General features: G+C 65.1%; 13 protein-coding genes. 8 read left to right on the forward strand and 5 right to left on the reverse strand.

Features of this window, described 5'->3' with window-relative positions; genetic code table 11:
- Positions 1–289 precede the first annotated feature (289 nt).
- Complete coding sequence (locus QX041_RS09200) at positions 290–1,792, reverse strand: ankyrin repeat domain-containing protein (RefSeq protein WP_316165076.1); 1,503 nt, start codon at positions 1,790–1,792, stop codon at positions 290–292.
- Complete coding sequence (locus QX041_RS09205; protein ID WP_316165077.1) at positions 1,779–3,080, reverse strand: NAD(P)-binding domain-containing protein; 1,302 nt, start codon at positions 3,078–3,080, stop codon at positions 1,779–1,781. The genes QX041_RS09200 and QX041_RS09205 overlap by 14 nt, the downstream gene beginning before the upstream one ends.
- 358 nt (positions 3,081–3,438) lie before the next feature.
- Here QX041_RS09205 and QX041_RS09210 point away from each other — a divergent pair, with 358 nt between their 5' ends.
- From QX041_RS09210 to QX041_RS09235, 6 genes are all read left to right on the forward strand, one after another.
- Positions 3,439–4,317 carry a pyridine nucleotide-disulfide oxidoreductase gene (locus QX041_RS09210; RefSeq protein WP_316165079.1) on the forward strand — a complete coding sequence of 293 codons (879 nt, stop codon included), beginning with the start codon at positions 3,439–3,441 and terminating at the stop codon, positions 4,315–4,317.
- Positions 4,318–4,329: 12 nt separating this feature from the next.
- Complete coding sequence (locus QX041_RS09215; protein WP_316165080.1) at positions 4,330–5,688, forward strand: cytochrome c3 family protein; 1,359 nt, start codon at positions 4,330–4,332, stop codon at positions 5,686–5,688.
- 490 nt (positions 5,689–6,178) lie between these two features.
- Positions 6,179–10,198: a hypothetical protein gene (locus QX041_RS09220; RefSeq protein WP_316165082.1), complete on the forward strand. Its 4,020-nt coding sequence runs from the start codon at positions 6,179–6,181 to the stop codon at positions 10,196–10,198.
- A complete protein-coding gene (locus tag QX041_RS09225) occupies positions 10,198–13,464 on the forward strand; it encodes a hypothetical protein (RefSeq protein ID WP_315718397.1) in 3,267 nt (1,088 codons plus the stop codon). Before QX041_RS09220 ends, QX041_RS09225 begins: the two co-directional genes overlap by 1 nt.
- A 20-nt stretch (positions 13,465–13,484) precedes the next feature.
- On the forward strand, positions 13,485–14,762 hold the full coding sequence (hemA, locus tag QX041_RS09230; protein WP_316165084.1) for a 5-aminolevulinate synthase: 1,278 nt from the start codon (positions 13,485–13,487) through the stop codon (positions 14,760–14,762).
- Positions 14,763–15,320: 558 nt separating this feature from the next.
- On the forward strand, positions 15,321–17,177 hold the full coding sequence (locus QX041_RS09235) for a tetratricopeptide repeat-containing glycosyltransferase family protein (RefSeq protein WP_316165085.1): 1,857 nt from the start codon (positions 15,321–15,323) through the stop codon (positions 17,175–17,177).
- Between the two features lie 12 nt (positions 17,178–17,189).
- On the opposite strand, the gene QX041_RS09240 is transcribed toward QX041_RS09235, so the two are convergent.
- From QX041_RS09240 to QX041_RS09250, 3 genes are read right to left on the reverse strand one after another with little or no spacing between them, the layout of a single operon-like run.
- The gene (locus QX041_RS09240) at positions 17,190–18,224 is read right to left on the reverse strand and encodes a class II aldolase/adducin family protein (RefSeq protein ID WP_316165086.1); all 1,035 of its coding nucleotides are present in this window, start codon (positions 18,222–18,224) and stop codon (positions 17,190–17,192) included.
- A 14-nt stretch (positions 18,225–18,238) separates the two neighbouring features.
- A complete protein-coding gene (locus QX041_RS09245; RefSeq protein ID WP_316165088.1) occupies positions 18,239–19,108 on the reverse strand; it encodes a TIGR01459 family HAD-type hydrolase in 870 nt (289 codons plus the stop codon).
- A complete protein-coding gene (locus tag QX041_RS09250; RefSeq protein ID WP_316165089.1) occupies positions 19,105–20,379 on the reverse strand; it encodes an FGGY-family carbohydrate kinase in 1,275 nt (424 codons plus the stop codon). Before QX041_RS09250 ends, QX041_RS09245 begins: the two co-directional genes overlap by 4 nt.
- Before the next feature lie 180 nt (positions 20,380–20,559).
- Here QX041_RS09250 and QX041_RS09255 point away from each other — a divergent pair, with 180 nt between their 5' ends.
- Positions 20,560–21,549: a sugar-binding transcriptional regulator gene (locus QX041_RS09255; protein ID WP_315718398.1), complete on the forward strand. Its 990-nt coding sequence runs from the start codon at positions 20,560–20,562 to the stop codon at positions 21,547–21,549.
- Between the two features lie 38 nt (positions 21,550–21,587).
- Positions 21,588–23,027, forward strand: coding sequence for an extracellular solute-binding protein (locus QX041_RS09260; RefSeq protein WP_316165090.1), 1,440 nt, complete (start codon positions 21,588–21,590; stop codon positions 23,025–23,027).
- Positions 23,028–23,052: the final 25 nt, after the last annotated feature.

A 23,052-nucleotide genomic window follows, 5' to 3' on the forward strand; every position in this document is an offset into this window, starting at 1 on the left:
CGACTGCAGCGGATATTCCTGCAGCTAACTATCAAGTGTCTGTGATGCGCCGACAATCAATGCGCCGAATGAGGCATCATTCGTACGGAATGATGATGATCCATCGACGTGCATCGTAGTGTAACTGCAACTCATTCGCACTCACGGCCGGAGAACGGTATCATCGGGGCGTCTTGGTACTTAGTGTTATATTCATTGAGATATAGCGTGCGAATCATCTGCCGCGCCGTCGAGCAGCGAACGCGACGTCGACCGCATGATAGGCAGGGTGGCGAAACGAAATCGTCCGCTATTCCAGAAGCTTGGCGATATCGCCGTGACCGCTGGCAGCGGCGATGTCGGTGGCACGTTCGCGGCGCTTGTTCCTCAACTGCTTTTCGGCACCGGCGGCGAGAAGGCTGTGCGCAATGCCGATATTCCCCTCATGGGCCGCCATCATCAGCGCGCTCATGCCCTGGCCGTTGCGCATGTTCGGGTCGGCCTTGCGCCTGAGAAGCTCACTGACGACATCCGCAAGCCCGGCGCGCGCAGCGAGGATGAGAGCGGTATTTCCGCCTCTTGTCGCGCGTTTCGGGTCGGCCCCATGGTCCAACAGAAGCAGCGAGGCCGCGGCGCTGCGGCCTTCGATGGCATTCAGCAACGGCGTCTTGTCGTCGGTGTCAGCGCGGTTGACGTCCGCACCTGCGCGGATCAGTTGTCCGATCGCGTGCGTATTGCCATTGCCGGCCGCGTGCCAGAGTGCGGTGCGGCCCTGCCCATCGGCGGCGTTGAGGTCGGATCTCTGAACGAGTTGCCGATCGAGCGGGCCATTTGGGCACGACGCGACCGCGATCATGAGTGGGGTCCGGCCGTCTGCCAACGCGGGCAGATTGCCGGAGGCGCCGTCGAGGAGCGCAGCGATAGCGGCGCCGTTGCAGCGGCTGAGCGCCATCAGTAGTGCGGTCGCGCCATCTGCACGCGCTGCAGACGGGTCGGCCGCCTTGGTCAGCAGCAGTCTGATGATGTCTCCATGATCCTTGTCCGCTGCCAGCATCAATGGCGTGTCGCCGCGCCGGTTGCCGGTGTTCGGATTGGCTCCCGAGGCGAGCAGGAGCTCCACCAGCCGAAGATGCCCGGCGGCCGCGGCGATCGCCAGAGGCGTATCGCCGTCCTCGTTGACCGCGTTGACGTCAGCCTTCGCAGCGATGAGCTGGCGCATCGGATCGAACTGGCCGCGCAGGGCGGCGTCGATGATAGCCGGATGGCCGTTTCGCATGGCGGCCTGCGCATCGAGCGTCGGGGGCGGCCTGCGCGCAGCTTCGCGCGCCGGCTCCCCGGCGCGCGGGCGCGCATTTCGGTTGACCATGTCGGCCAGCAACTGCTCGGCGGGCTGATAGCCGGCCGCCGCCGACTTGCGTAGCCAGTCCCGCGCCCGGTCGGGATCGGCCGGCGTTCCACGGCCCGCAAGCCACATCGCTGCGACATTATACTGCGCCTTGACATGTCCCTTCCTTGCGCTTGCCTCCATCCATTTGAACGCCAGCGTGTCGTCTGCTCTGGTGCCGAGACCGGCGCGGTAAAGTGATGCAAGTCGGTACTGCGCCTCCGGATTGCCGGCGCTGGCGGCGCGCTCGAGCAGCTTCAGTGCGTCCTCGGGATGTCCGGCGCGGATCGCGGCATCGGCCGCCTGGCTCGCGGATGCTTCGGAGCTCACGCCGGCCGGCGTTTCGCCGGCCGGGGCGACCGACGGCACGGTCGAGCCGACAAGACAGATCAGGGGGATGATGACGTAAGAGGACTTAAGCCGTGCCATATTTCGTCTCGACCTCGATACCCATGCTCTTCAGGAATGCGGTGGGCAGAATGCCGCCGACGCACACGATGACGGCATCGTTTCGGATCGTGCTCGTGCTGCCATTGGCATCGATCTCGACGTCGTCATCGCCGATCCGTTTGACTGACGAATTGTAGATGACGCGGAGCCGGCCCGATTGCGCGGCTGCTTCCGTCCGTTGACGGTTCTTCAGCTTGGCGCGACCGAACGACTCGCTGCGATGCGACAGGGTCACCGTCGTTCCAGGCTCATCGGCGATGGAGCATGCGGCTTCCAATGCAGCGTCGCCGCCGCCGACGACGAGCACGTGCTGGCCGCGATACTGCTCGGGGTCGACCAGTCGATAGACGACCTTGGTCTGCTCTTCGCCTGGAGCCTCCAGCTTGCGCGGCGTTCCGCGGCGCCCGATCGCCAGGAGCACGGCATGCGTTCTGTAGCTGCCGCGGTTCGTCCTGACGTCGAAGCCTTCTCCGACTCGCGTGACGGCCTCGACGCGTTCGCCGACGTTCACCTTGAGGCGGGATTTGCGCACGATGCTCATGAAGAAGGCGATCAACTGCTCCTTGCTGAGCTCTCTGAAGTTGAACTTGCCCGCGAGCGGCAGCGTGAAAGGTGCCGTCATCACCAGCTTGCCGCGGGGAAAGTGCGCGACGGTGCCGCCGAGCGAGTCCTGCTCGAGCGTGACGAAGCGCAGCCGATGCTGCAGGCAGGCGAGACTGGCGGAGAGACCGGCCGGACCGCAGCCGACGACCACCACGTCGAGCATATCGGACTTGCCGATGTTCTTGACCTTGCGGACGGAGTCGATCGCCTGGCGTCCCTGCTCGATGGCGTTGCGGACCAGCCCCATCCCGCCGAGCTCCCCGGCGATGAAAATGCCGGGCACGTTGGTCTGGAACGCTTCATCCACGTTCGGAATGTCGATGCCGCGCGTTTCGGTGCCGAACACCAGCGTGATGGCGTTCACGGGGCACACCGCCTTGCAGGCGCCGTGTCCGATGCAATGCGAAGGCTCGACCAGCGACGCCTTGCCGCCGATCAGGCCGAGAATGTCGCCCTCCGGACACGCCCTGACGCATGAGCCACAGCCGATGCACGAGGCAGGATCGATGATCGGATGGAGCGATGCCGGCTCGAGAAGACCGGCGTCCTTGGCGGCCGAGAGCTTCGCGACGCTCTTTATTTCCTTCCGCTTGCGCACGGCCATGTAAGTGGCCCAGACGCCGAGCATTGGCGCGGCGTAGACAATCAGGAGATCGATCGCCATGTCGTCTCTCTCTTTCTTACGAACTAACAGCGGAAGATAGAGAGTCGCCGACCGCGAACTCCGCGTGAAAAGGTCGGATGCGGTGCTAGATGCAAATTCCTCTCAAGAGATGCCGACATAGAAATTCCAGAATGATCTGACGTCTTGGAGACCAGGATTGGATCATTCGTTGAACAGATGCCGTCGGCGGAAATATGGCTCGCACTGATTTCGGACTAATGACGTCGGTGTCGGAAGACGGAGAGGGTTGTTGCAAGTGGTTATCACTAAGTTCTCTCTCGACTGAGATCCGGGGCTCCGCGAACGGGTCTGGCTTCCGCCGATCCGGCATTCGGGATTCACAGGAAACGTCGAGGTCATGAGCAGAGCAGCGGTCGCTCGCGCGAGCGGCAATCCTCTTCGAGGAACCATTCCGGTCGTCATCACGGTCATCGTCCTCGGAGCGATTGCCGTCGGGTGGCTGCAGAAGGAGGAGGAGTATATTACGCCGGGCTCCGGCACCGGATACTGGCTCGGGATCTACGGCAGCGTCGCCATGCTGTCGCTGCTGGCCTATTCGATGCGTAAGCGCTTCAAGTCGCTGCGCGGCATCGGCTCGGTGCCGTTCTGGTTCAGGACCCACATGCTGCTCGGGGTCATTGGTCCCGTGCTCATCCTATTCCATGCGAATTTCCAACTGGGGGCGCTCAACAGCAACGTGGCATTCTTCACCATGCTGATCGTGGCGATCAGCGGCGTGATCGGCCGTTACATCTATGGCAAGATCCATATGGGCCTCCATGGCGGGAGAGCGCGTGTCAAGGAGCTGCTCGCCGAGGCCGAGGCAATGCGAACGGAGCTCGGTGAGGAGATGCAGGCCGTCTCGTTCGTGTCGCGGGAGCTGGCTGCCTTCAGCAAGGGGCTCGACAACAAGGTGCCGCGAACTGCGTTGGGCAGCCTGCGGACCGGCGCGGTCATCGCAGCGCGGACGAGACGGCTGCGCGCCAATGTGGTTGCGGAAGCGCGCCGGCTCATTCGCGCCGAAGCCAAGCGCGCGCGATGGTCGTGGTCCGAGCGACGGCGTCGCGAGAAGCGAATCGAGGAGGTGGTGCGGCGTTACGCCGCCGCAGTGCGCAAGGCCGCTGAGCTGACGTTCTTCGAACGATTGTTTTCGCTGTGGCATGTGCTTCATCTGCCGCTGTTTTTTCTCATGCTGCTGGCGGGCGTCGTTCATGTCTGGGCCGTCCATCACTATTGACGGAGTTGCGTGATGCGGTGGCGTGTTGCGGTCGTTGTCGCCGTCCTGGCCGGCGTTGCCATGCTATCGGCCGGAGTTCGAGCACAGACGTTGCTGGAAAAGCTGGTCATGCCCGGCCCGCTGGCCGAGAAGCATGCCAAGCTCGAGAGCGAGTGCGGAAAGTGCCACGAAGCCTATACCCGGAAGGCACAGTCGGGCCTCTGCCTCGATTGCCACAAGGAGATTGCCGTCGATCGCAGGCAGCGTGAGCGCCTGCACGGACGCGACCAGGCGGCGCTGAGCCAGGAGTGCAGGCAGTGTCACACCGACCACAAGGGGCGTGGAACCGACATCGTCCAACTCGACAAGGAAACCTTCAACCACGACGTGACGAACTACCGGCTGGTCGATGCGCACAAGACCGTGCCTTGTGCGGGATGTCACGTCGCGAAGGTGAAGTTCCGCAACACGCCCTCGACCTGCTTCGAGTGTCACAAGGCGCTCGATCCGCATCGCGGCCGGCTTGGTGAACGCTGCGAGAACTGCCACACGGCGGTGAAATGGCGCGCGACCAAGGAGTTCGACCACACGAAGACCCGGTTTCCCCTCGTGGGCGCCCACAAGTCGGTCGCTTGTGCGACGTGCCACTCCGGCGAGCAATACAAGGATCTGCAGACGTCGTGCGGCTCATGCCACCGTCTTCAGGACGTCCATGGCGGCCGCTTCGGCGACAAGTGCGAGACGTGTCACGATCAGGAGAAATGGAAGACGGTCCGCTTCAATCACGACAAGACCCGCTTCCCGCTGCGAAATGCGCATGCCAAGGTGAAGTGTGAGAGCTGCCATACGGGTGATCTCTATCGGGACAAACTCGCGACGTCATGCGTGTCCTGTCACCGCAAGCAGGATCCGCATCAGGGCAAGCTCGGCGAACGCTGCGAGACGTGCCATAGCGATGCGGGCTGGCGGAAGAAGCTCACCTTCGATCACGAGATTACGCGTTTTCCGTTGATAGGTCTGCACAAGTCGGTGCCTTGCGAGGAGTGCCACCGGACGCCGACCTACAAGAATACGCCGATGGCCTGCGAAAGCTGCCACAAGGATTTCCACCAGGGGAAGCTTGGAGGGCGGTGCGCCAGCTGTCACAATCCGAATGGGTGGCGGCTTTGGCGTTTCGATCACGCGCGGCAGACACGATTCCCGCTGGTCGGTGTCCACCAGAAGATCACGTGCGAGGCCTGTCACAAGGCCAAGTCGCCGCCGGATCTGAAGTTGCCGATGGATTGCTTCAGCTGTCATCGCAGCTCGGACGTGCACAATGGCACCTTCGGTCAGACGTGCGAGCGCTGCCATGTCGCAACGGGATGGCGCAACGTTCAGATCAGGAACTGATTCGAACGGCTGCGTTGGCCGCACACGGCGTCTGAGATCGTGTCGAGCTGACATCGGCTCGCAGCGGCTATCAGTTCGCATGCAGATCAATGGCTTGCGTGATGAGCTTGCGGGACCATTGCGCGCGCGCGACGTCAGAAACCTTAACCTCCATTCAGCTTGAGTTCAGCTTGGCCCAGTTTTGGGCCAGCTTTGCGCGTCTCTGGAAGCCCTGTCGTAGGCGTAGCGAAGGCTGCGTGATCTGGCCGATGACTCCGTCGTCGCCCGATCGATGCAGCGCTCGATCAAGGGAGCACGGAGCGTTCCGAGTATTCGGTGGCTGGGGAAGACGTGCCGCCGGGCCGTAGGGGAAATCCGCAAGGGTGTCTTGGATTTGTCGGGGCGACCGCCGAGCAGCGGACGCTCAACGGTCTCGGCTGGATTGGGGTCGGCCGGTCTCCGTCGGATGTCCGGCTGGCGATCGAGTCGAGAGTGAAGAGCGGAGTTGGAGTTGAGCAGCTGCTACAGCAAGCTGGGGCTGGTGGCGCGAGCCTCGCACCGTATGGTGCAGTGGCTGCTCGCCTGTATGCTGCTCGCTCTCGTGTTGGCAGGGCATGCTGCCGCGCAGAGCTCATTCGACCATGCCTCGACAGGTTTTCCGCTGACCGGAAGCCATGTCGGGGTGGAGTGCTCGTCCTGTCACGTCGGCGGGCGGTTCAAGGGCACGCAGACGCAGTGCGCCAGTTGCCACAACGGCGCGCAGACGGCGGGCATGTCGGTCAACCACCCGATGTCCACGAGGCGATGTGAGAGCTGCCACCAGACCTCGACATGGAAGGACGTTCGGGCGATCGATCATACCCAGGCGAAGGCGTCATGTACGACCTGCCATAACGGCGTGATGGCACGAGGCAAGTCGAAGAATCACATCACGACGACGGCGCCATGCGATGTGTGCCACAGGTCGACGGCGAGCTTTCGCATCAGAATGAAGATGGACCACGCCGGCATTGTCGCCGGTTGCGCCAACTGCCACAACGGGACGACGGCGCGCGGCAAGTCCAGCAACCATCTCCAGACCAATCTGCCGTGCGAGTCCTGTCACACCAGCACGGCGAGCTTCGGCGGCGCGGCGTTCAAGCACGCGGCGACCGACACCAACTGCGCGACCTGCCACAACGGCAAGACGGCACAGGGCATGACCACGCCGCCGCACATCCCGACCGGGACGCTGCAGTGCTCGAACTGTCACAGCAACACCGCGGCGAGCTTCGCCACCTACACCATGAACCACGCCGCGGTGGCGACGGCGCGCTGCGACAGCTGTCACAACGGCAGCTACACCGGCCAGGGCACCAAGGGTGCCATGGGCACCGCGTCGTACCCGAACCACGTCGCCACCGGTGGCGCCGACTGCGTCAGCTGTCACAGCAAGGCGGCCAGCGGCGGATATGTGAGCTGGGGCGGCGCGGCGTTCAAGCATGCGGCGACCGACACCAACTGCGCGACCTGCCACAACGGCAAGACCGCGATGGGCATGACCACGCCGCCGCACATCCCGACCGGCACGCTGCAGTGCTCGAACTGTCACAGCAACACCGCGGCGAGCTTCGCCACCTACACCATGAACCACGCCGCGGTGGCGACGGCGCGCTGCGACAGCTGTCACAACGGCAGCTACACCGGCCAGGGCACCAAGGGCGCCATGGGCACCGCGTCGTACCCGAACCACGTCGCCACCGGTGGCGCCGACTGCGTCAGCTGTCACGCCAAGGCGGCCTCGGGCGGCTTCACCAGCTGGGGCGGCGCGGCGTTCAAGCACGCCGCGACCGACACCAACTGCGCGACCTGCCACAACGGCAAGACGGCACAGGGCATGACCACGCCGCCGCACATCCCGACCGGCACGCTGCAGTGCTCGAACTGCCACAGCAACACCGCGGCGAGCTTCGCCACCTACACCATGAACCACGCCGCGGTGGCGACGGCGCGCTGCGACAGCTGTCACAACGGCAGCTACACCGGCCAGGGCACCAAGGGCGCCATGGGCACCGCGTCGTACCCGAACCACGTCGCCACCGGCGGCGCCGACTGCGTCAGCTGTCACGCCAAGGCGGCCTCGGGCGGCTTCACCAGCTGGGGCGGCGCGGCGTTCAAGCATGCGGCGACCGACACCAACTGCGCGACCTGCCACAACGGCAAGACCGCGCAGGGCATGACGACGCCGCCGCACATCCCGACCGGGACGCTGCAGTGCTCGAACTGTCACAGCAACACCGCGGCGAGCTTCGCGACCTACACCATGAACCACGCCGCGGTGGCGACCGCGCGCTGCGACAGCTGTCACAACGGCTCCTTCACCGGCCAGGGCACCAAGGGCGCCATGGGCACCGCGTCGTATCCGAACCACGTCGCCACCGGTGGCGCCGACTGCGTCAGCTGTCACAGCAAGGCGGCCAGCGGCGGATATGTGAGCTGGGGCGGCGCGGCGTTCACCCACTCTGCGGCCAACACCAATTGCTCCGCCTGCCACAATGGTTCGAGCGCGAAAGGCCTGACCACCCCGCCGCATATTCCGGTGACGGGCGTGCAGTGCTCGAACTGCCACAGCAACACGGCGGCGAGCTTCGCGACCTACACGATGAGCCATGCTGCCGTGCATGCCACGCGCTGCGACAGCTGTCACAACGGCTCGTATCGCAGCCAGGGCCGCAGAGGTGCGCAGGGGCCGGATCACAGCGCCAAGACGCAGGATTGCGGATGCTGCCACGTGCGCGCCGCCGCCAACTTCTCCACCTGGGACGACGACCCGCAGAAGCCGGCAGCAGGCTGCTCCACGACGGCGCGGTCGGTGGTTCCGGCTCAGGCCCCGGCCGTCAAGGCGGTGACGCCGGCCTCGACCGCCAACCGGACGATGACGGCAGCAACGAATCCCGATGCAGCACCCGGTACGAGCGCCGCACCGGCTGCATCTCAGGCCGCTGCTGCGGCCGGCGCTGCCGCCAAGCCCGCTGCGCCATCCAGTTCGACGCTCCTGTTCAGCAGCAAGCCGCTGGCGAACACGGCTGCGACGTCGACGGCCCCGACAGCGGGGTCCGAAGCAGGGGCCTCCGCCAGTTCGTCCGGTTCCTCCAAGCCCGACAGTTCGGTCAAAGCTGGCGGCGCGACGACGTCCGTGCCGCAACCGTTGAGCACGCCGTCCCGAATGACATCCGCGACATCACCACTCTCGCCGAACGATCCCCGCGGCAGGCTCTTGCCGACCGATACTGGTAGCGACTCGCCGGAAGCGAAGAATGCCGGTCGGCTTCCGTCGCTGCTGCCGACGTTCAATCCAAGGGCAGGGCTTGCCGGATCGAGCACCACGGAGGCCGGCTCCAGATTCAATCACATGACGGCGCAAGGGCCATGCGCATCCTGCCATAACGGAATGACCGCGCCTGGCAAGCCGCCGAAGCACGTCGCAACCGCTGCGCCATGTGAGACCTGTCACAAGAGCACGACGACGTTCAGCGGCGCCCGGTTCAGCCACACCGGCACGACGGCGGCCTGCGCGAGCTGCCACAACGGCATGGCCGCGACGGGCAAGCCGCAGAAGCACGTCACGACGAATGCGCCGTGCGAGACCTGCCACAAGAGCACGACGACGTTCAGCGGCGCCCGGTTCAGCCACACCGGCACGACGGCGGCCTGCGCGAGCTGCCACAACGGCATGGCCGCGACGGGCAAGCCGCAGAAGCACGTCACGACGAATGCGCCGTGCGAGACCTGCCACAAGAGCACGACGACGTTCAGCGGCGCCCGGTTCAGCCACACCGGCACGACGGCGGCCTGCGCGAGCTGCCACAACGGCATGGCCGCGACCGGCAAGCCGCAGAAGCACGTCGCGACCAGCGCGCCGTGCGAGACCTGCCACAAGAGCACGACGACGTTCAGCGGCGCCCGGTTCAGCCACACCGGCACGATGGCGGCCTGTGCGAGCTGTCACAACGGCATGGCCGCGACCGGCAAGCCGCAGAAGCACGTGGTCACCAGCGCGCCATGCGAGAGCTGCCACAAGAACACCGTGTCGTTCTCGGGCGCGCGGATGGATCACACCAGCCTGACTGCGCCGTGCGCCAGTTGTCACAACGGCTCCAATGCTACCGGCAAGTCGCCGAAGCACTTCGTGACCAACGTCCCCTGCGAGAGCTGCCACCGGACGATGAGCTGGAGCTCGGTCAATTACCGGCATATGTCGGCAAGCTATCCGAACCATAGCGCCGCCATTGGCTGCACCGCCTGCCACAGCGGCAATTCGCAAGCCGTCGTGTTCAAGTTCGCGGCCTACAAGCCCGACTGCGCCGCCTGCCACGCCAGTGATTTCCGCCCGCAGCAGCACGCCAAGCTCGTGAAGCCGGCGCCGATGGACTACACCGTCGCCGAGCTCAAGGACTGCACCGGCGCATGCCATATCTATGCTGACAAATCGCAGACCACCATCATCACCCGCCGCCAGCGGCAGCACCGGGTCAATGGAGGCGGCTGGTGATGCGCGGCTGCTTCGGACAAGCAGCGGCGGCGAGGTCGGCGGGATGGCTGATCAGTCTGCTGGCCGGCTTGCTCGCAATCCTGCTCGACGGAGCCTTTGGCGTTGCACCGGCCCAGCCGGTCATCGATCAGTTCGTCGCCAATGCAACTGCCACGACGATCGGAAACTGCAGCCTTCTGCGGGTCAACTTTCACGTTCGTGTCCGCTACACCGGGCATTTCCCGCTCGACCAGGGCAGCCAGCTCAGCGTCTCGCTGCAATTGGTCGATCGGGACGCAATCATGGCGCGCCGCCTGGTCAGGCGCGAAGGCGTGCGTGTCGACAACGCCCAGGGCTCCGGCATCCAGGACGTCTATCTGACGCTCGATCAGAACAGAGGACCAATCCTCGTCGTCCAGTTTGCCGGCGAGTTCACCTATCAGATCGTCCAATCCGGCAGCTTCGAGCAGGTGGCGATCGTGGTGGCCCGAAAGGGCCCGGTGTCGGCGTGCAAGGTGAAAGCCCTGGTGCCGAGCGTAGCCGCTCCGGATGCGCCGAAACCGGTTGCGATCCCCGGCGCGGCGGCGTCGGTCCGCAACGACAATCGCACGATGCAGCAGGCGTCCGCGGCGGACATCCGGTTTGCGGAGGCCTCGATGGACGAGGCTCGCGCGTCGATCAAGAAAGGCAATTTCAGCGCCGCGATCGATCTCCTGCGAAAGGTGCTGAAACTCCCCGAGAACGGCTCGAGCGCCGAGGCGCAGGAGCTGCTCGGCGTGGCGCGGCAGAAGGCCGGCCAGACCGCTGCCGCGCAGGCGGAGTATGAAGACTATCTGCGCCGCTATCCGAGCGGCGAGGGCGCCGAGCGGGTGAGGCAGCGGCTCGCTGCGCTTCTCACCGCGACCGGCAGCGCACCGGCGCGGCCGCGCGACATGTCTTCTGTCACGCCCGAGGGCGGAGACATGGGGACAGGCATGCCGACCAAGGCGGCAGGGCCGAACGGCGACACCCGCTGGTCGATGTCGGGCAGCCTCTCGACCACCTTCATCACGAACGACACGACCAGCGCCGTCAAGGACAGGGCGATTGCGCCGAACCCGAATGCGGATCCCGACGCGCACCGGGTGCATCAGAACACGCTGCTGACCAATTTCGACTTTCTCGGCACCGCCGACAACGATCGCATCAGGACCAAGTTCAGGCTGGCCTTCACCCATGAGCGCCAGTTCGATACCGGAAACGACAAATACGGCGTCTCGACCGCCCAGGTTGACTACACGCTGAAGGAGGCCGACGTGACGCTGCGCGTCGGACGGCAGTCCCGCAACACCGGCGGCGTGATCGGCCGCTTCGACGGCGCGGTGCTGAGCTGGCAGAAGAGCCCCGGGCTGCGCCTGAACGTGCTCGCAGGCTCGCCGAACTGGAGCCGTTTCGACGCACCGTTCAAGGATGGCAAGACGCTCTATGGCGCGAGCATCGACTTCGGCAAGATCCTGGGCGGCCTCGAGACTACGGTCTATCTGATCACGCAATACGACCGCAACATCGTCGACCGCCAGGCCATCGGCGCCGAATTCCGCTATTTCGACACCAACAAGTCGCTGCTCGGCCTGATCGACTACGACACGCATTTCCGTGCGCTCAATGCGGCCGTGTTCTCCGGAACCTATACGTTCGAGGACAAGTCGGTCGTCAACGCCTCGTTCGATTATCGAAGGGTGCCATTTCTCTCGACCTGGAATGCGCTGCAGGGGCAGCCGTTCCTCACGCTCTACGACATGATGAAGTTCAATACGGCCGGCGAGATCAGGCAGCTCGCGATCGACCGCACGCCGACGTTCCAGTCGGCGATGGTGAGCTATTCGCGGCCCCTGAACGAGACCTGGCAGGTCGCGGCCGATGCCACGGTGACCAATCTGACCGGCACGCTGCCCTCCGGAGGCGTCGACGGCACGCCGGCGAGCGGCCTCGAATATTATCTGTCGGCTCAACTGACCGGGAACGGCATCATCAAGCCGGGCGATCTGTTCATGGGCGCGCTGCGGTACGCGAGCCTGGCGGATTCGAAGTTCTACGTGCTCGATCTCGCCACGCGCTATCCGATCACGCCCGATCTCGCCATCAGCCCGCGGCTGCGGGCGGGGTACAGGTCCGGGACGAAGACCGACTTGAAGGAGTACACGATTCTGCCGTCGCTGCTGGTCAGCTATCTCTGGTCGAAGGAGATCAGCCTGGAAACGGAGATCGGCTACCGGTTCGTCGACAGCACGCTGGCCAACGTTAAGACGACGACCAAGGACTTGTTCGCGACGGTCACGTTGCGGCGCGATTTCAACGCCGACGGTGTCACGAAGTGCAACGCCTCGATTGTCAGTTGCGCCTGGGCCAGGCCTGCGGCGCTGCAGGGCGGCCAGGGGGCGGGCTCGGGCGATATGCCGCTGCGGTCGCGCGCGTCGATCCTGCCGTCCTACATGCTGGAGACCGGAGTGCGCTACTGGTTCAGCTCCGGGCAGAATCGATACCGCTATTTCGCCGATCAGGCTGCGACGCTTCAGGTCTCCCGGCTCGCCTATGGCGGCATGACCGGGCACAGCGGCGAGATGTTCTTCAGGGTCGATGCGCTCGACGGCCCGTTCACCAACATGTTTCTGAAGGGCTATTTCGGAGCGGGCAAGATCAGCTCGGGCACGCTCGTCGACGAGGACTTTGCGCCCTTCGTCAATCCGTCGTCCAAGACCGTCAGCAGCGTGGGCGGGCGGCTGCAATACGCAAATCTCGATGTCGGTTTCAACCTGCTGGAGACGGACCGCTTCCGGCTCGGCGCCTTCGTCGGCTATCAATATTGGACAGAAACGGTCGACGCGCGGGGCTGCACCCAGGTGGGTGGCAATCCGACGATCTGCAGTCCGGCTCTTGGGGCAGGCGTGAAGGTGGTGACCGAGCAGGATCGCTGGCATAGCGGACGGGCCGGTGTCTCACTCGACACGCGGCTGTCGGACCGGCTGAGCTGGCAGGCAGAGGCCGCCTATGTCTGGACTTCGCAGAATGCGATCGACACGCACTATTTCACCTTCGGGCGCGATCCCGCCTCGGGACAAGGATCCGGATTCCAGGCCGAGACCGTGCTGAACTACCAGTTGACCGACAATTTCCGCATCGGCATCGGTGGGCGCTGGTGGCATCTCAGCACCAATGCGGTCGATTCGTTCAATCAGGTGCTGCGATATACGACGGAGCGTTATGGCGTGTTTCTCCAGGGCTCCTACCAGTTCAATCGGGCAAGATAGTCTGCTGGAGTCGTCCAATCATGAACTACCAGATGCGGCCGTTCGGCCTTCTCCCTGAATATGACGCGATGTTCCGCGGTGCATTGGATCGACTGCATCAGGAACGACGCTACCGTGTCTTTGCGGACCTCGAACGCCTGGCGGGGCGCTATCCGTATGCGATCTGGCATTCGGAGGAAGGCAAGCGTGAGGTCGTGATCTGGTGCTCCAACGACTATCTGGGCATGAGCCAGCACCCGAATGTCATAGGAGCCATGATCGATGCCGCAGCGCGCATGGGCACAGGCGCGGGCGGCACCCGTAACATCGCGGGAACGAACCATCCGCTCGTCGCCCTCGAGCAGGAGCTGGCTGATCTCCACGGCAAGGAAGCCGCGCTGGTGTTTACCTCCGGCTACGTCTCCAACGAGGCGGGGATATCGACGATCGCCAAGCTGCTGCCTGGGTGTTTGCTGCTTTCCGACGAGCTGAACCACAACTCCATGATCGAGGGGGTTCGCAAGGCCGGTGCTGAGAAGCAGATCTGGCAGCACAATGATCCTGAGCATCTCGAACGGCTGCTGCGGGCGGCAGATCCCGAAAGGCCCAAGCTCATCGTGTGCGAGAGCCTGTACTCGATGGACGGGGATGTCGCGCCTCTGCATCGAATTTGTGACTTGGCCGAGCGCTACGGCGCTCTGACCTATGTCGACGAGGTGCACGCGGTCGGGATGTATGGCCCGCGCGGCGGCGGCATAGCTGAGCGCGACGGGGTCATGGAAAGGATCGACATTGTTGAGGGCACGCTGGCAAAGGCCTATGGCTGTCTCGGCGGCTATCTTGCGGCTGGGGCGAACCTGATCGATGCGGTGCGCTCCTACGCCCCCGGTTTCATCTTCACGACGGCATTGCCGCCTCCGGTCTGCGCAGCCGCGACCGCTGCAATCCGGCATCTGAAAACCTCGACAGCGGAGCGCGTCCGGCATCAGGATCGCGCAGCGCGGTTGAAGTCCGTCCTGACGGCAGCAGGCCTGCCCGTGATGCCGAGCGAGAGCCATATCGTGCCGGTGCATGTCGGCGATCCCGAGAAGTGCAGGGCGGCTTCGGACCTGCTGATGTCGGAGCATGGCATCTACATCCAGCCGATCAATTACCCCACTGTCCGGCGAGGACTGGAACGCCTGCGTCTTACCCCAACGCCCTATCACGACGACGCGCTCATGGACCAACTGGTCCATGCGATGATGAAGGTGTGGGACAGACTCCATCTCTGTTACCGCCGGGAGAGCGGCCTCACGCGTGGACATGAAGCGCCATAGCGCTGCCGGCGAAAGATTGGATCAGAAATCGGCGTCCGGCCGGTGTGCGGAAAGGCGGTCGTGCTTCAGCCACTGAACGAACGCACGTGTTCTCCCGCTCCGAGCGCACCATCCAACCTCTCCCTCCTTTCCAGTCCGTTTCCGATCTGTGTGCGGATGGCCGTGTCCAGCGACGAGCCCGAGCTGTCCGACGGCCCATGTCAGGCATCCGGCCGGATCAGCGCCAGGCCCGAGTCCGGATCGTGAAACTTGCGCAGATGCGCCGGCGTTTCGCTGATGATGATCTCGAGGGTCGGGCGGATGGCCCGACCTCATATAGGCGTAACCACCGAAGAAGTCCTCACCCTTGTCCTGCACGCCGATTTGATCGTGCCCGCGATGGTTGCGCTGAATTTGACTTCCACGAAGTGGTCATCGGATCGTTGTCTTCCGAGCTCTTATGCTAGGGAATGCAGCCAGAATCGGAGCGGCCCTCACCACAGCCGGAGATAGAATTGCGGCTGTCAGCCTGAATGAGAATCAACTACTTTAACGACGCAACCTGGACCATATGCAGCAATGAACCGTCGCGAGCGCCGAGCTTCACCCGCTAAAGTGAAGCTCCAACCTGTCAAGCCCGATGGTGCCGCGCTCTTCTATGACGCTGCTTTGCGCGATGTCGCCGATGGCCGACATGCGGATGCCGAACGGTGTTGCCATATGGCGCTTGCGATCGACGGAGGGCATGCGCCGACCCTCAACTTGCTGGGCATCCTTGCCCTGCAGGGGCAGCAGTATGAAGCTGCATTGCAGTGGGTATCCCGCGCGCTCCAGCAGGATGTTCAGCCGCAGTACTTCCTGAGTCTTGGCACGGTGCTGCAGGTCTTGGGACGCTCGGATGAGGTGCTGAAGGTCGTCGACAAGGCGACGGCGCTCGGTCTCGAAAGCGCCGATCTGTGGATGCTGAGGGGGAATGCCCTCGTCAACCTGCAGCAGCTCGCCGACGCCGTGTCGAGCTTCCAACGTGTGCTGGAGCTGAATTCCAGGCATTGGGATGCCGCCAACCAGTGCGGCATCACGCTTCAACGGCTGGGGCGGATCGACGACGCGCTTACCTATCTCGATCTGAGCGACGTCTTGCGGCCCAACCATGTCCCGACACTCTTGATGCGTGGCGCGCTTCTGAACGGCTTGAAGCGCTTCGACGAGGCCCTGACGATCTGCCAGCGAGCTCACGCCATCGAACCGGAAAACTCCGACATCTGCGTCAAGACCGGCATCGTGTTGCGGACGATGTGCCGAGACGAGGACGCGTTGGAATGGTTCGAGCGAGCCCTGGCTCTGCAGCCGGGTTCAAGGGATGCGCTGCACGACAAGGCCTCCGTGCTGACGAAGCTCCGTCGGTTCGACGAGGCGTTCGATATCTACAGGCAGTTGAAGGGGGCCGATCCGAGAGACGCGCTGGCCGATCTTGGAACGGCTCATTTGAACCTGTTGTTGGGAAATCTCGACGCGGGCTGGTCTGGCCGGGAGGCCCGTTGGAGCCTGCCGAGCTCTTATCCGCGCTTCCGGCGACCCATGTGGCTCGGCCAGGATGGCATCGCGGGACAAACCATCGTCATCGCCGCCGATGAAGGACTGGGCGATACGATCCAGTTTGTCCGCTACGTGCCGATGGTCGCAGCGTTGGGCGCGCGCGTCATCCTTGCCGTTCAAAAGCCGTTGCTTCCACTGTTGTCGAACATGCCAGGCATTTCGCAATGTATTCCGGTCTCGGAGGCCGCCGACCTTGCGGGGGTGGATGTCCATTGTCCGATCATGAGCCTGCCGTTTGCCTTTCGGACGACACTGGCCACGATTCCAGCGCCGGCGTCCTATTTGCCGGCGCCTGATCCGGATCGGATCCAACTCTGGCAGGAGCGCCTTGGCACGCCCGAGAAATTGCGCGTCGGCCTGGTCTGGTCAGGCAACCCCAATCATCTCGACGACCACAATCGCTCCATCCCGTTGCGCACGTTGTCCCGCCTGCTCGGCGCGGATGCGGCGTTTGTCAGCCTGCAGAAGGAGCCCAAGGCCGAAGACAAGGCCGTGCTCCAGGAGACGAGCGGGATCGTGGACCTGACGGGTCAACTTGCCGATTTCGCCGATACCGCCGCGCTGATCTCATGTCTGGATCTCGTGATCACGGTCGATACCAGTGTCGCTCATCTCGCCGGCGCGCTTGGCTGTCCGACCTGGACGCTTCTGTCGTACACGCCGGACTATCGCTGGCTGCTCGATCGGGACGACAGCGTCTGGTATCCGCGCATGCGCCTGTTCCGTCAGCGCGAAAGGCGCGATTGGGGCGAAGTCATCGATCAGGTCGGAGATGCGCTTCACGAACTGGTTGGGGCGAGGGCGCCGTCCCCGCCGGTCTCGAGCGATGAGATCGCGTGATCCGTCGCCGCTTCAATTCGACGGCTGGCGGCTTGCCGTCAGCTGCTGCCGGTAGCGTTCGGCGTCCCAGTTGAGCAGCAACTGCTCGTGCTGAGACGAGAGATAGCCGATATCGGCCGATAACGGCAGGCGGCTGGTCACGAGCGCGAGGCAGCTCAGCATGGCCTCGGCGCCCGGGCTGGCGTCGCTGCGGATGATGGCGCCGAGACCCGGCGCGAGGGCCGCGACGGGCGCGGGCAGGCGGCTCGCGTCCGCCCGTGCGAGCAGCGTGGCGAGGCCGCCGGCGCTCTCGATCGTCGGCAGGCCCGGGCCGAGAAACACGACGTGGTCCGGATACAACGAGCCGCCGGTCGCGATGGCGCGGCTGAACGGATCGGTGGCGATGCCGTGGCTACCGGCATCGTGCGGCAGGCGATAGGCGGTGCCGGCGCACAGACGGCGCAAGGCCGCGGCGTCGGCAGCGGGCGCCGGGCGCACCGGCAGCGCCAGCCTGCGCTCGACGTCATGGACCAACGCCTCGGCCTGATCGCAGCTTTCGGCGCCGACGACGAGGCCGTGATTGCCGAGGATCAGCACGTCGATGCGGTCGCGCGCGACGATGGCGCTTACCGCGCGCGCCAGCGGCAGTCCGGGATGAAAGTAGTCGAGATGGCGCCAGGCGAGCCCGTCCAGCCGCGCCGCAAATTCATCGCGCGCATCGCGCCGCACCGCCCAGGCGATGGTGTTGACGGCATGCACGTGCAGCACGACCCGGTGCGGCAGCAGCGCATGCAGCGCGGTCTCGATCGAGGCGCGCAGGGGGCCGGGAGCGGCCAGCGGAATGCGCTCGTCATCAGCGGCGAGCGCATCGCGCGCCGCAGGCAGGAGAACAGGCACGAAGATGTCCTTCGCGTCGGCGTCGGCAAGCCAGGTGCCGGACGCCTTCACCCACAGCACATCATCCTGCTTGAGCGAGGAGTTGCCGCCGGCGCCTTGCACCAGCTCGATGTTGCGGCCGACCCGCGCCGACATCCGGCGCAAATCATCAAGCTCGGCAGGCTCGCGCATTTCGCGTCTCCTTCTCACCATACCAGGTGCTGCATCGTCCAATTCGGCATGCGGCCGGGCGAAGCTGCGAGCTTGCGCGTTGCCACAGCGAGGTCGGGCGCACCGGCCAGCGTCGTGCGATGCACGCCATCGCCGAGCAGCAGGCTCTGCAGGCCTGCAGCGCGGGCGCCGGCGACGTCATGGTCGAGTGAGTCGCCGATCATCAGCACGCGGTGCGGGTCCGGATCGCCGAGCTGCTCCAGCGCCGCCGCGAAGATCGGCGCATGCGGCTTGCCGACGAAGCTCACCGGGCCGCCGAGCCACTCATAGGCGCGCGCCAGCGTGCCGGGCGCCGGCACGAGGCCAGCCGCGCCGAACATCATCAGGTCGGGATTGGCGCAGATCATCGGCACGCCCCGCGCCGCCGCGCCGGTGAATCGATCGCGCCAGAGGTCGGGCTCGGCGAGGTCGTCATCGAGGCCGCCGAGCAGGATGAAGTCGGCGTCACGCATATCCGTCACGAGGACGAGGTCGAGCCCGTCGATCAGCGAGCAATCGCCGCCCCGGGTGATCAGGAAGCAGGCATTGCCACAATCGGTGAAGGGTTCGCGGGTGCGGTCGCGCAGGCCGGTCCATGTCACCTCGCCCGAGGTGAGAATGCCGTCATAGGTCGAGCGCGGCAGGCCGAGCCGGGCGAGGCGCTCGGCATTGGCGCTCGCGCGCTTGCCGGAGTTCGACAGCACCAGGATATGCTTGCCGGCCTCGCGCAGCCGCAGGACGCAGTCGTGCGCAGCCGGAAGCACCGTCCTGCCGTCATGCAACGTGCCCCATTGGTCGAGCAGGACGTGATCGAACCTGTCGGCGATGGCAGACAGGCCGCTGATCTCGCACGCCGCCGCCGTCATCGTGGCGGTCCCTGCAGCGCCAGCAGCGCGGTGCCGTAGCTCGCTTCGGTCTGCGCGGCGACGCTGACGGGCACGCCGACGATGCGCCGGCGGATATCGGTCCAGGCATCATTTCGGGCGCCGCCGCCGATGCTGATCACCCGCCGTAGCGCCGGCGCGCCGAGCGCGTGAAGACGCTGATAGGCCAGCGCTTCCACGCCAGCAATTCCTTCGAGCAGCGCCTGGAAGAAGCGATGATCCTCGACCGGACGTGGCTGGATCCGCGGCGCCAGCGCGGGATCCGCGATCGGAAAACGTTCGCCGGGTTTGGGCAGCGGATAGTAGTCGAGCCCGGTCGGCTCGTCGGGGCGGAGCAACGGTGCCATGCGGTCCATGTCGGCGGCGGTGAAATGCGCAAGCAGTGCGGCGCCACCGGAGTTCGATGCGCCGCCGGCGAGCCATTTGTCGCCGAGGCGATGCGAGTACACGCCCTGATCGGCGGCGAAGATCGGCTGCGTCGCGATCAGCTTCACCACCAGCGTGGTGCCGAGCGAGGTCACCGCATCGCCCGGCGCATCGGCGCCGGTGGCGATGAAGGCGGCGACGCCGTCGGTGGTGCCGGCGACGATGCGCGCCGACGGCGACAGACCGAGCGCGCGCGCGGTCGACGGATCGATATCGGCGAATGGCGTGCCCGGCACGAGAACGCTCGGCAGGACGTCGCGAGGAACGCCGAGCTGATCCATCCAGCGCGGCCATTCGCGCCTGACGGGGTCATAGCCAAGCTTCAGGGCGTTGTTCTCATCGCTGACGCCATGATGGCCGGCGAGGCGTCCGGCGATCCAGTCGGCCTGGTGCACGGCTTGTCGCGCGCCGCTCGTGGAGGCGAGCAGATGCAGCAGCTTGGCGAGCGGGCTGCTCGTGCCATGCGCACCGCTCTCGGGCGGCGCGATTGCGGCGATGCGCCTGGCCTCGTCGACGGCGCGGGCATCATTGTACATCAGGCCGAGCGAGCGGGGCCGCCCGTCGGCGTCGATCAGCAGCAAGGTGCCGGAGGTGCCGTCGACCGCGATGCGCGCGACGGCGCCGAGATCGACGATCCTGCCGAGCTTGTCGAGCGCCGCGACCGTCGCCTGCCACCACAGCTCGGGATCCTGGTCGATGGCGTTGCCGTCCTGACGCGGCGCGACCAGCGGAACGGCGGCTGCGCCCTTGATCTCGCCGCTGATATCGACGGCGCAGGCGCGCACACCGCTCGTGCCCACGTCGATGCCGACAAACAACTCCGTCATGCGACCTCATCCCGTTGTGCGCCGGCGAGCATGGCTGTGCTCGCCCGGCGCGTCATCCCTGACGCGCTGCAGCACGTTTGGGGGATTGACGGCCGGACCGGCGTCTGCAATTTTTTGCAAGGTGTGAAGAATTTTGCAAGCAGGCATTCAGGCGTGACGACAGCTTCCGACAGGACGCCCATGGTGGACGGCGAGGCCTCGCTCGCGACGCGCGCCGCCTGGCTGTATTTCGCGGCCGGGCTGACGCAGTCGGAGGTCGCCGACCGCCTCAACATCCAGAGCACCAAGGCGCATCGCCTGATCGCGCGGGCCAGCCGCGAGGGTATGATCCGTGTCTTCGTCGAGGGTCCCGTCGCCGAATGCGTCGCACTCGAGAACGCGCTGGCCGAACGCTACGGGCTCGACTTCTGCCGTGTTGCGCCGGATCTCGGCGAGGGCGATCTGCCACTGAAGGCCCTCGCGCTGGAGGGTGCGAGCTTCCTGCGCCAGGTGCTGGAGCGCGGCGACGACAAGATCATCGGCGTCGGCCACGGTCGCACGCTTGCGGCGGTGGTGGCGCAACTGCCGCAGACGCCGGCGCGCGACGTGCAGTTCGTGTCGCTGCTCGGCGGCCTGACGCGCAAATTCGCCGCCAACCCGTTCGATGTGATCCATCGCCTGGCCGAGCGCACCGGCGCCGAAGCCTATCTGCTGCCGGTGCCGGTGTTCGCCAACTCCGTCGCCGATCGCCGCGTGCTGATGCAGCAGTTCGGCATATCGGACGTGTTCGCGCTGGCGCAGCGGGCGTCGCTGCTGTTCGTCGGCATCGGCCAGATCCATGCCGACGGCTTCCTGGTGTCGAGCGGCATGATCAAGCCGGATGAGGTCGTCGAGCTGAAGCGCGCCGGCGCCTGCGCCGATCTGCTCGGGCATTTCTTCAACGCCCAGGGCGAGCTGCTCGATCTCGATCTTTCGGCGCGCGCCACCTCGATGGCCGCTGCCGATCTGAAGAAGCACCGCATCGTCGCCATCGGCGGCGGCGAGGCAAAGATCACGGCCCTGCGCGCGGTGCTGCGCAGCGGCTTCCTGAACGGTCTCATCATCGATGAGGTAACCGCTCAGGCATTGGCGACCGACAAGCCGGAGAAAACATCCGGCAACTCCAAGAACAAGAGTCGGAAGGGCAGGTAACGCGAACACGTCTCTACAAAAAACAAAGGGAGGGTTGAATGTACGATCGTGAGAAGAATCTCTTTGCGGCCTATGCCGGCAAGCGCATCAGCCGGCGTGATCTGCTCGACGGCGCTGCCAAGCTCGGCATCGCCGGTGTCGCCGCCAATGCCGCCTTTGCCTCGGCGATGTCGAGGGCGATGGCCGCTGACTTCAACTGGAAGGCCCATAGCGGCAAGACCGTCAAGCTGCTCTTGAACAAGCATCCTTACGTCGATGCGATGATCGGCGACATCGAGGCGTTCAAGAGCCTCACCGGCATGAACGTCACCTACGACATCTTCCCGGAGGACGTCTATTTCGACAAGGTGACGGCGGCGCTGTCGTCGAAGTCCGATCAGTACGACGCCTTCATGACCGGCGCCTACATGACCTGGACCTACGGTCCGGCCGGCTGGATCGAGGACCTCAACGCCTACATCAAGGATTCGGCCAAGACCAATCCGGCGTTCGCCTGGGACGATGTGCTGCCGGGCCTGCGCTCCTCCACCGCCTGGGACGGCGTCGCCGGCTCCGAGCTCGGCTCCGGCAAGGCCAAGCAATGGTGCATCCCGTGGGGCTACGAGCTCAACAACATCACCTATAACCGCAAGATCTTCGACAAGGTCGGCGTCAAGCCGCCCACCAATCTCGACGACATGCTGGAGGTCGCGGCCAAGATCACCAAGGACGCTGGCGGCCCCTATGGCGTCGGCGTGCGCGGTTCGCGCTCGTGGGCGACCATCCATCCGGGCTTCCTCTCGGCCTACGCCAATTTCGGCCAGAAGGATTTCGTGATGGAAGGCGGCAAGCTGAAGGCCGCGATGAACACCAAGGCCTCCAAGGACTTCCACGAGAAATGGGTCAGGATGATCCAGGGGTCGGGTCCGAAGAACTGGTCGACCTACACCTGGTATCAGGTCGGCACGGACCTCGGCGCCGGCGCCTCCGGCATGATCTTCGACGCCGACATTCTCGGCTACTTCATGAACGGCGGCGAGAACAAGGAGCGCGGCAATCTCGGCTATGCGCCGTTCGCGGCCAATCCGGCCGCGAAGGCGCCGACGCCGAACGTCTGGATCTGGTCGCTGGCGATGTCGAGCTTCTCCAAGCAGAAGGATGCGGCCTGGACCTTCATGCAGTGGGCGGCCTCCGTCGAGCACGGTCTGTTCGGTGCCCGCAAGATGGATTTCGTCAATCCGGTCCGCGCCTCCGTGTGGAAGGACGGCGAATTCCGCGACCGCATCGCCAAGTCCTATCCTGGCTATCTCGAGCAGCATGACCTCTCGGCGCCCGGTGCGAAGATCTACTTCACGGCGCAGCCGCTGTTCTTCGACCTCACGACGGAGTGGGCGGCCTCGCTGCAGAAGATGGTGGCCAAGGAGATCAGCGTCGATGAGGGCCTCGACAAGCTTGCCGAGAGCATCAACCGTCAGCTGAAGCAGGCCGGCCTCGGCTGAGGCCGCGCCCCATCTCCCATGACCG

Source organism: Bradyrhizobium sp. SZCCHNRI2009 (assembly GCF_032485115.1).
Taxonomy (GTDB): Bacteria; Pseudomonadota; Alphaproteobacteria; order Rhizobiales; family Xanthobacteraceae; genus Bradyrhizobium.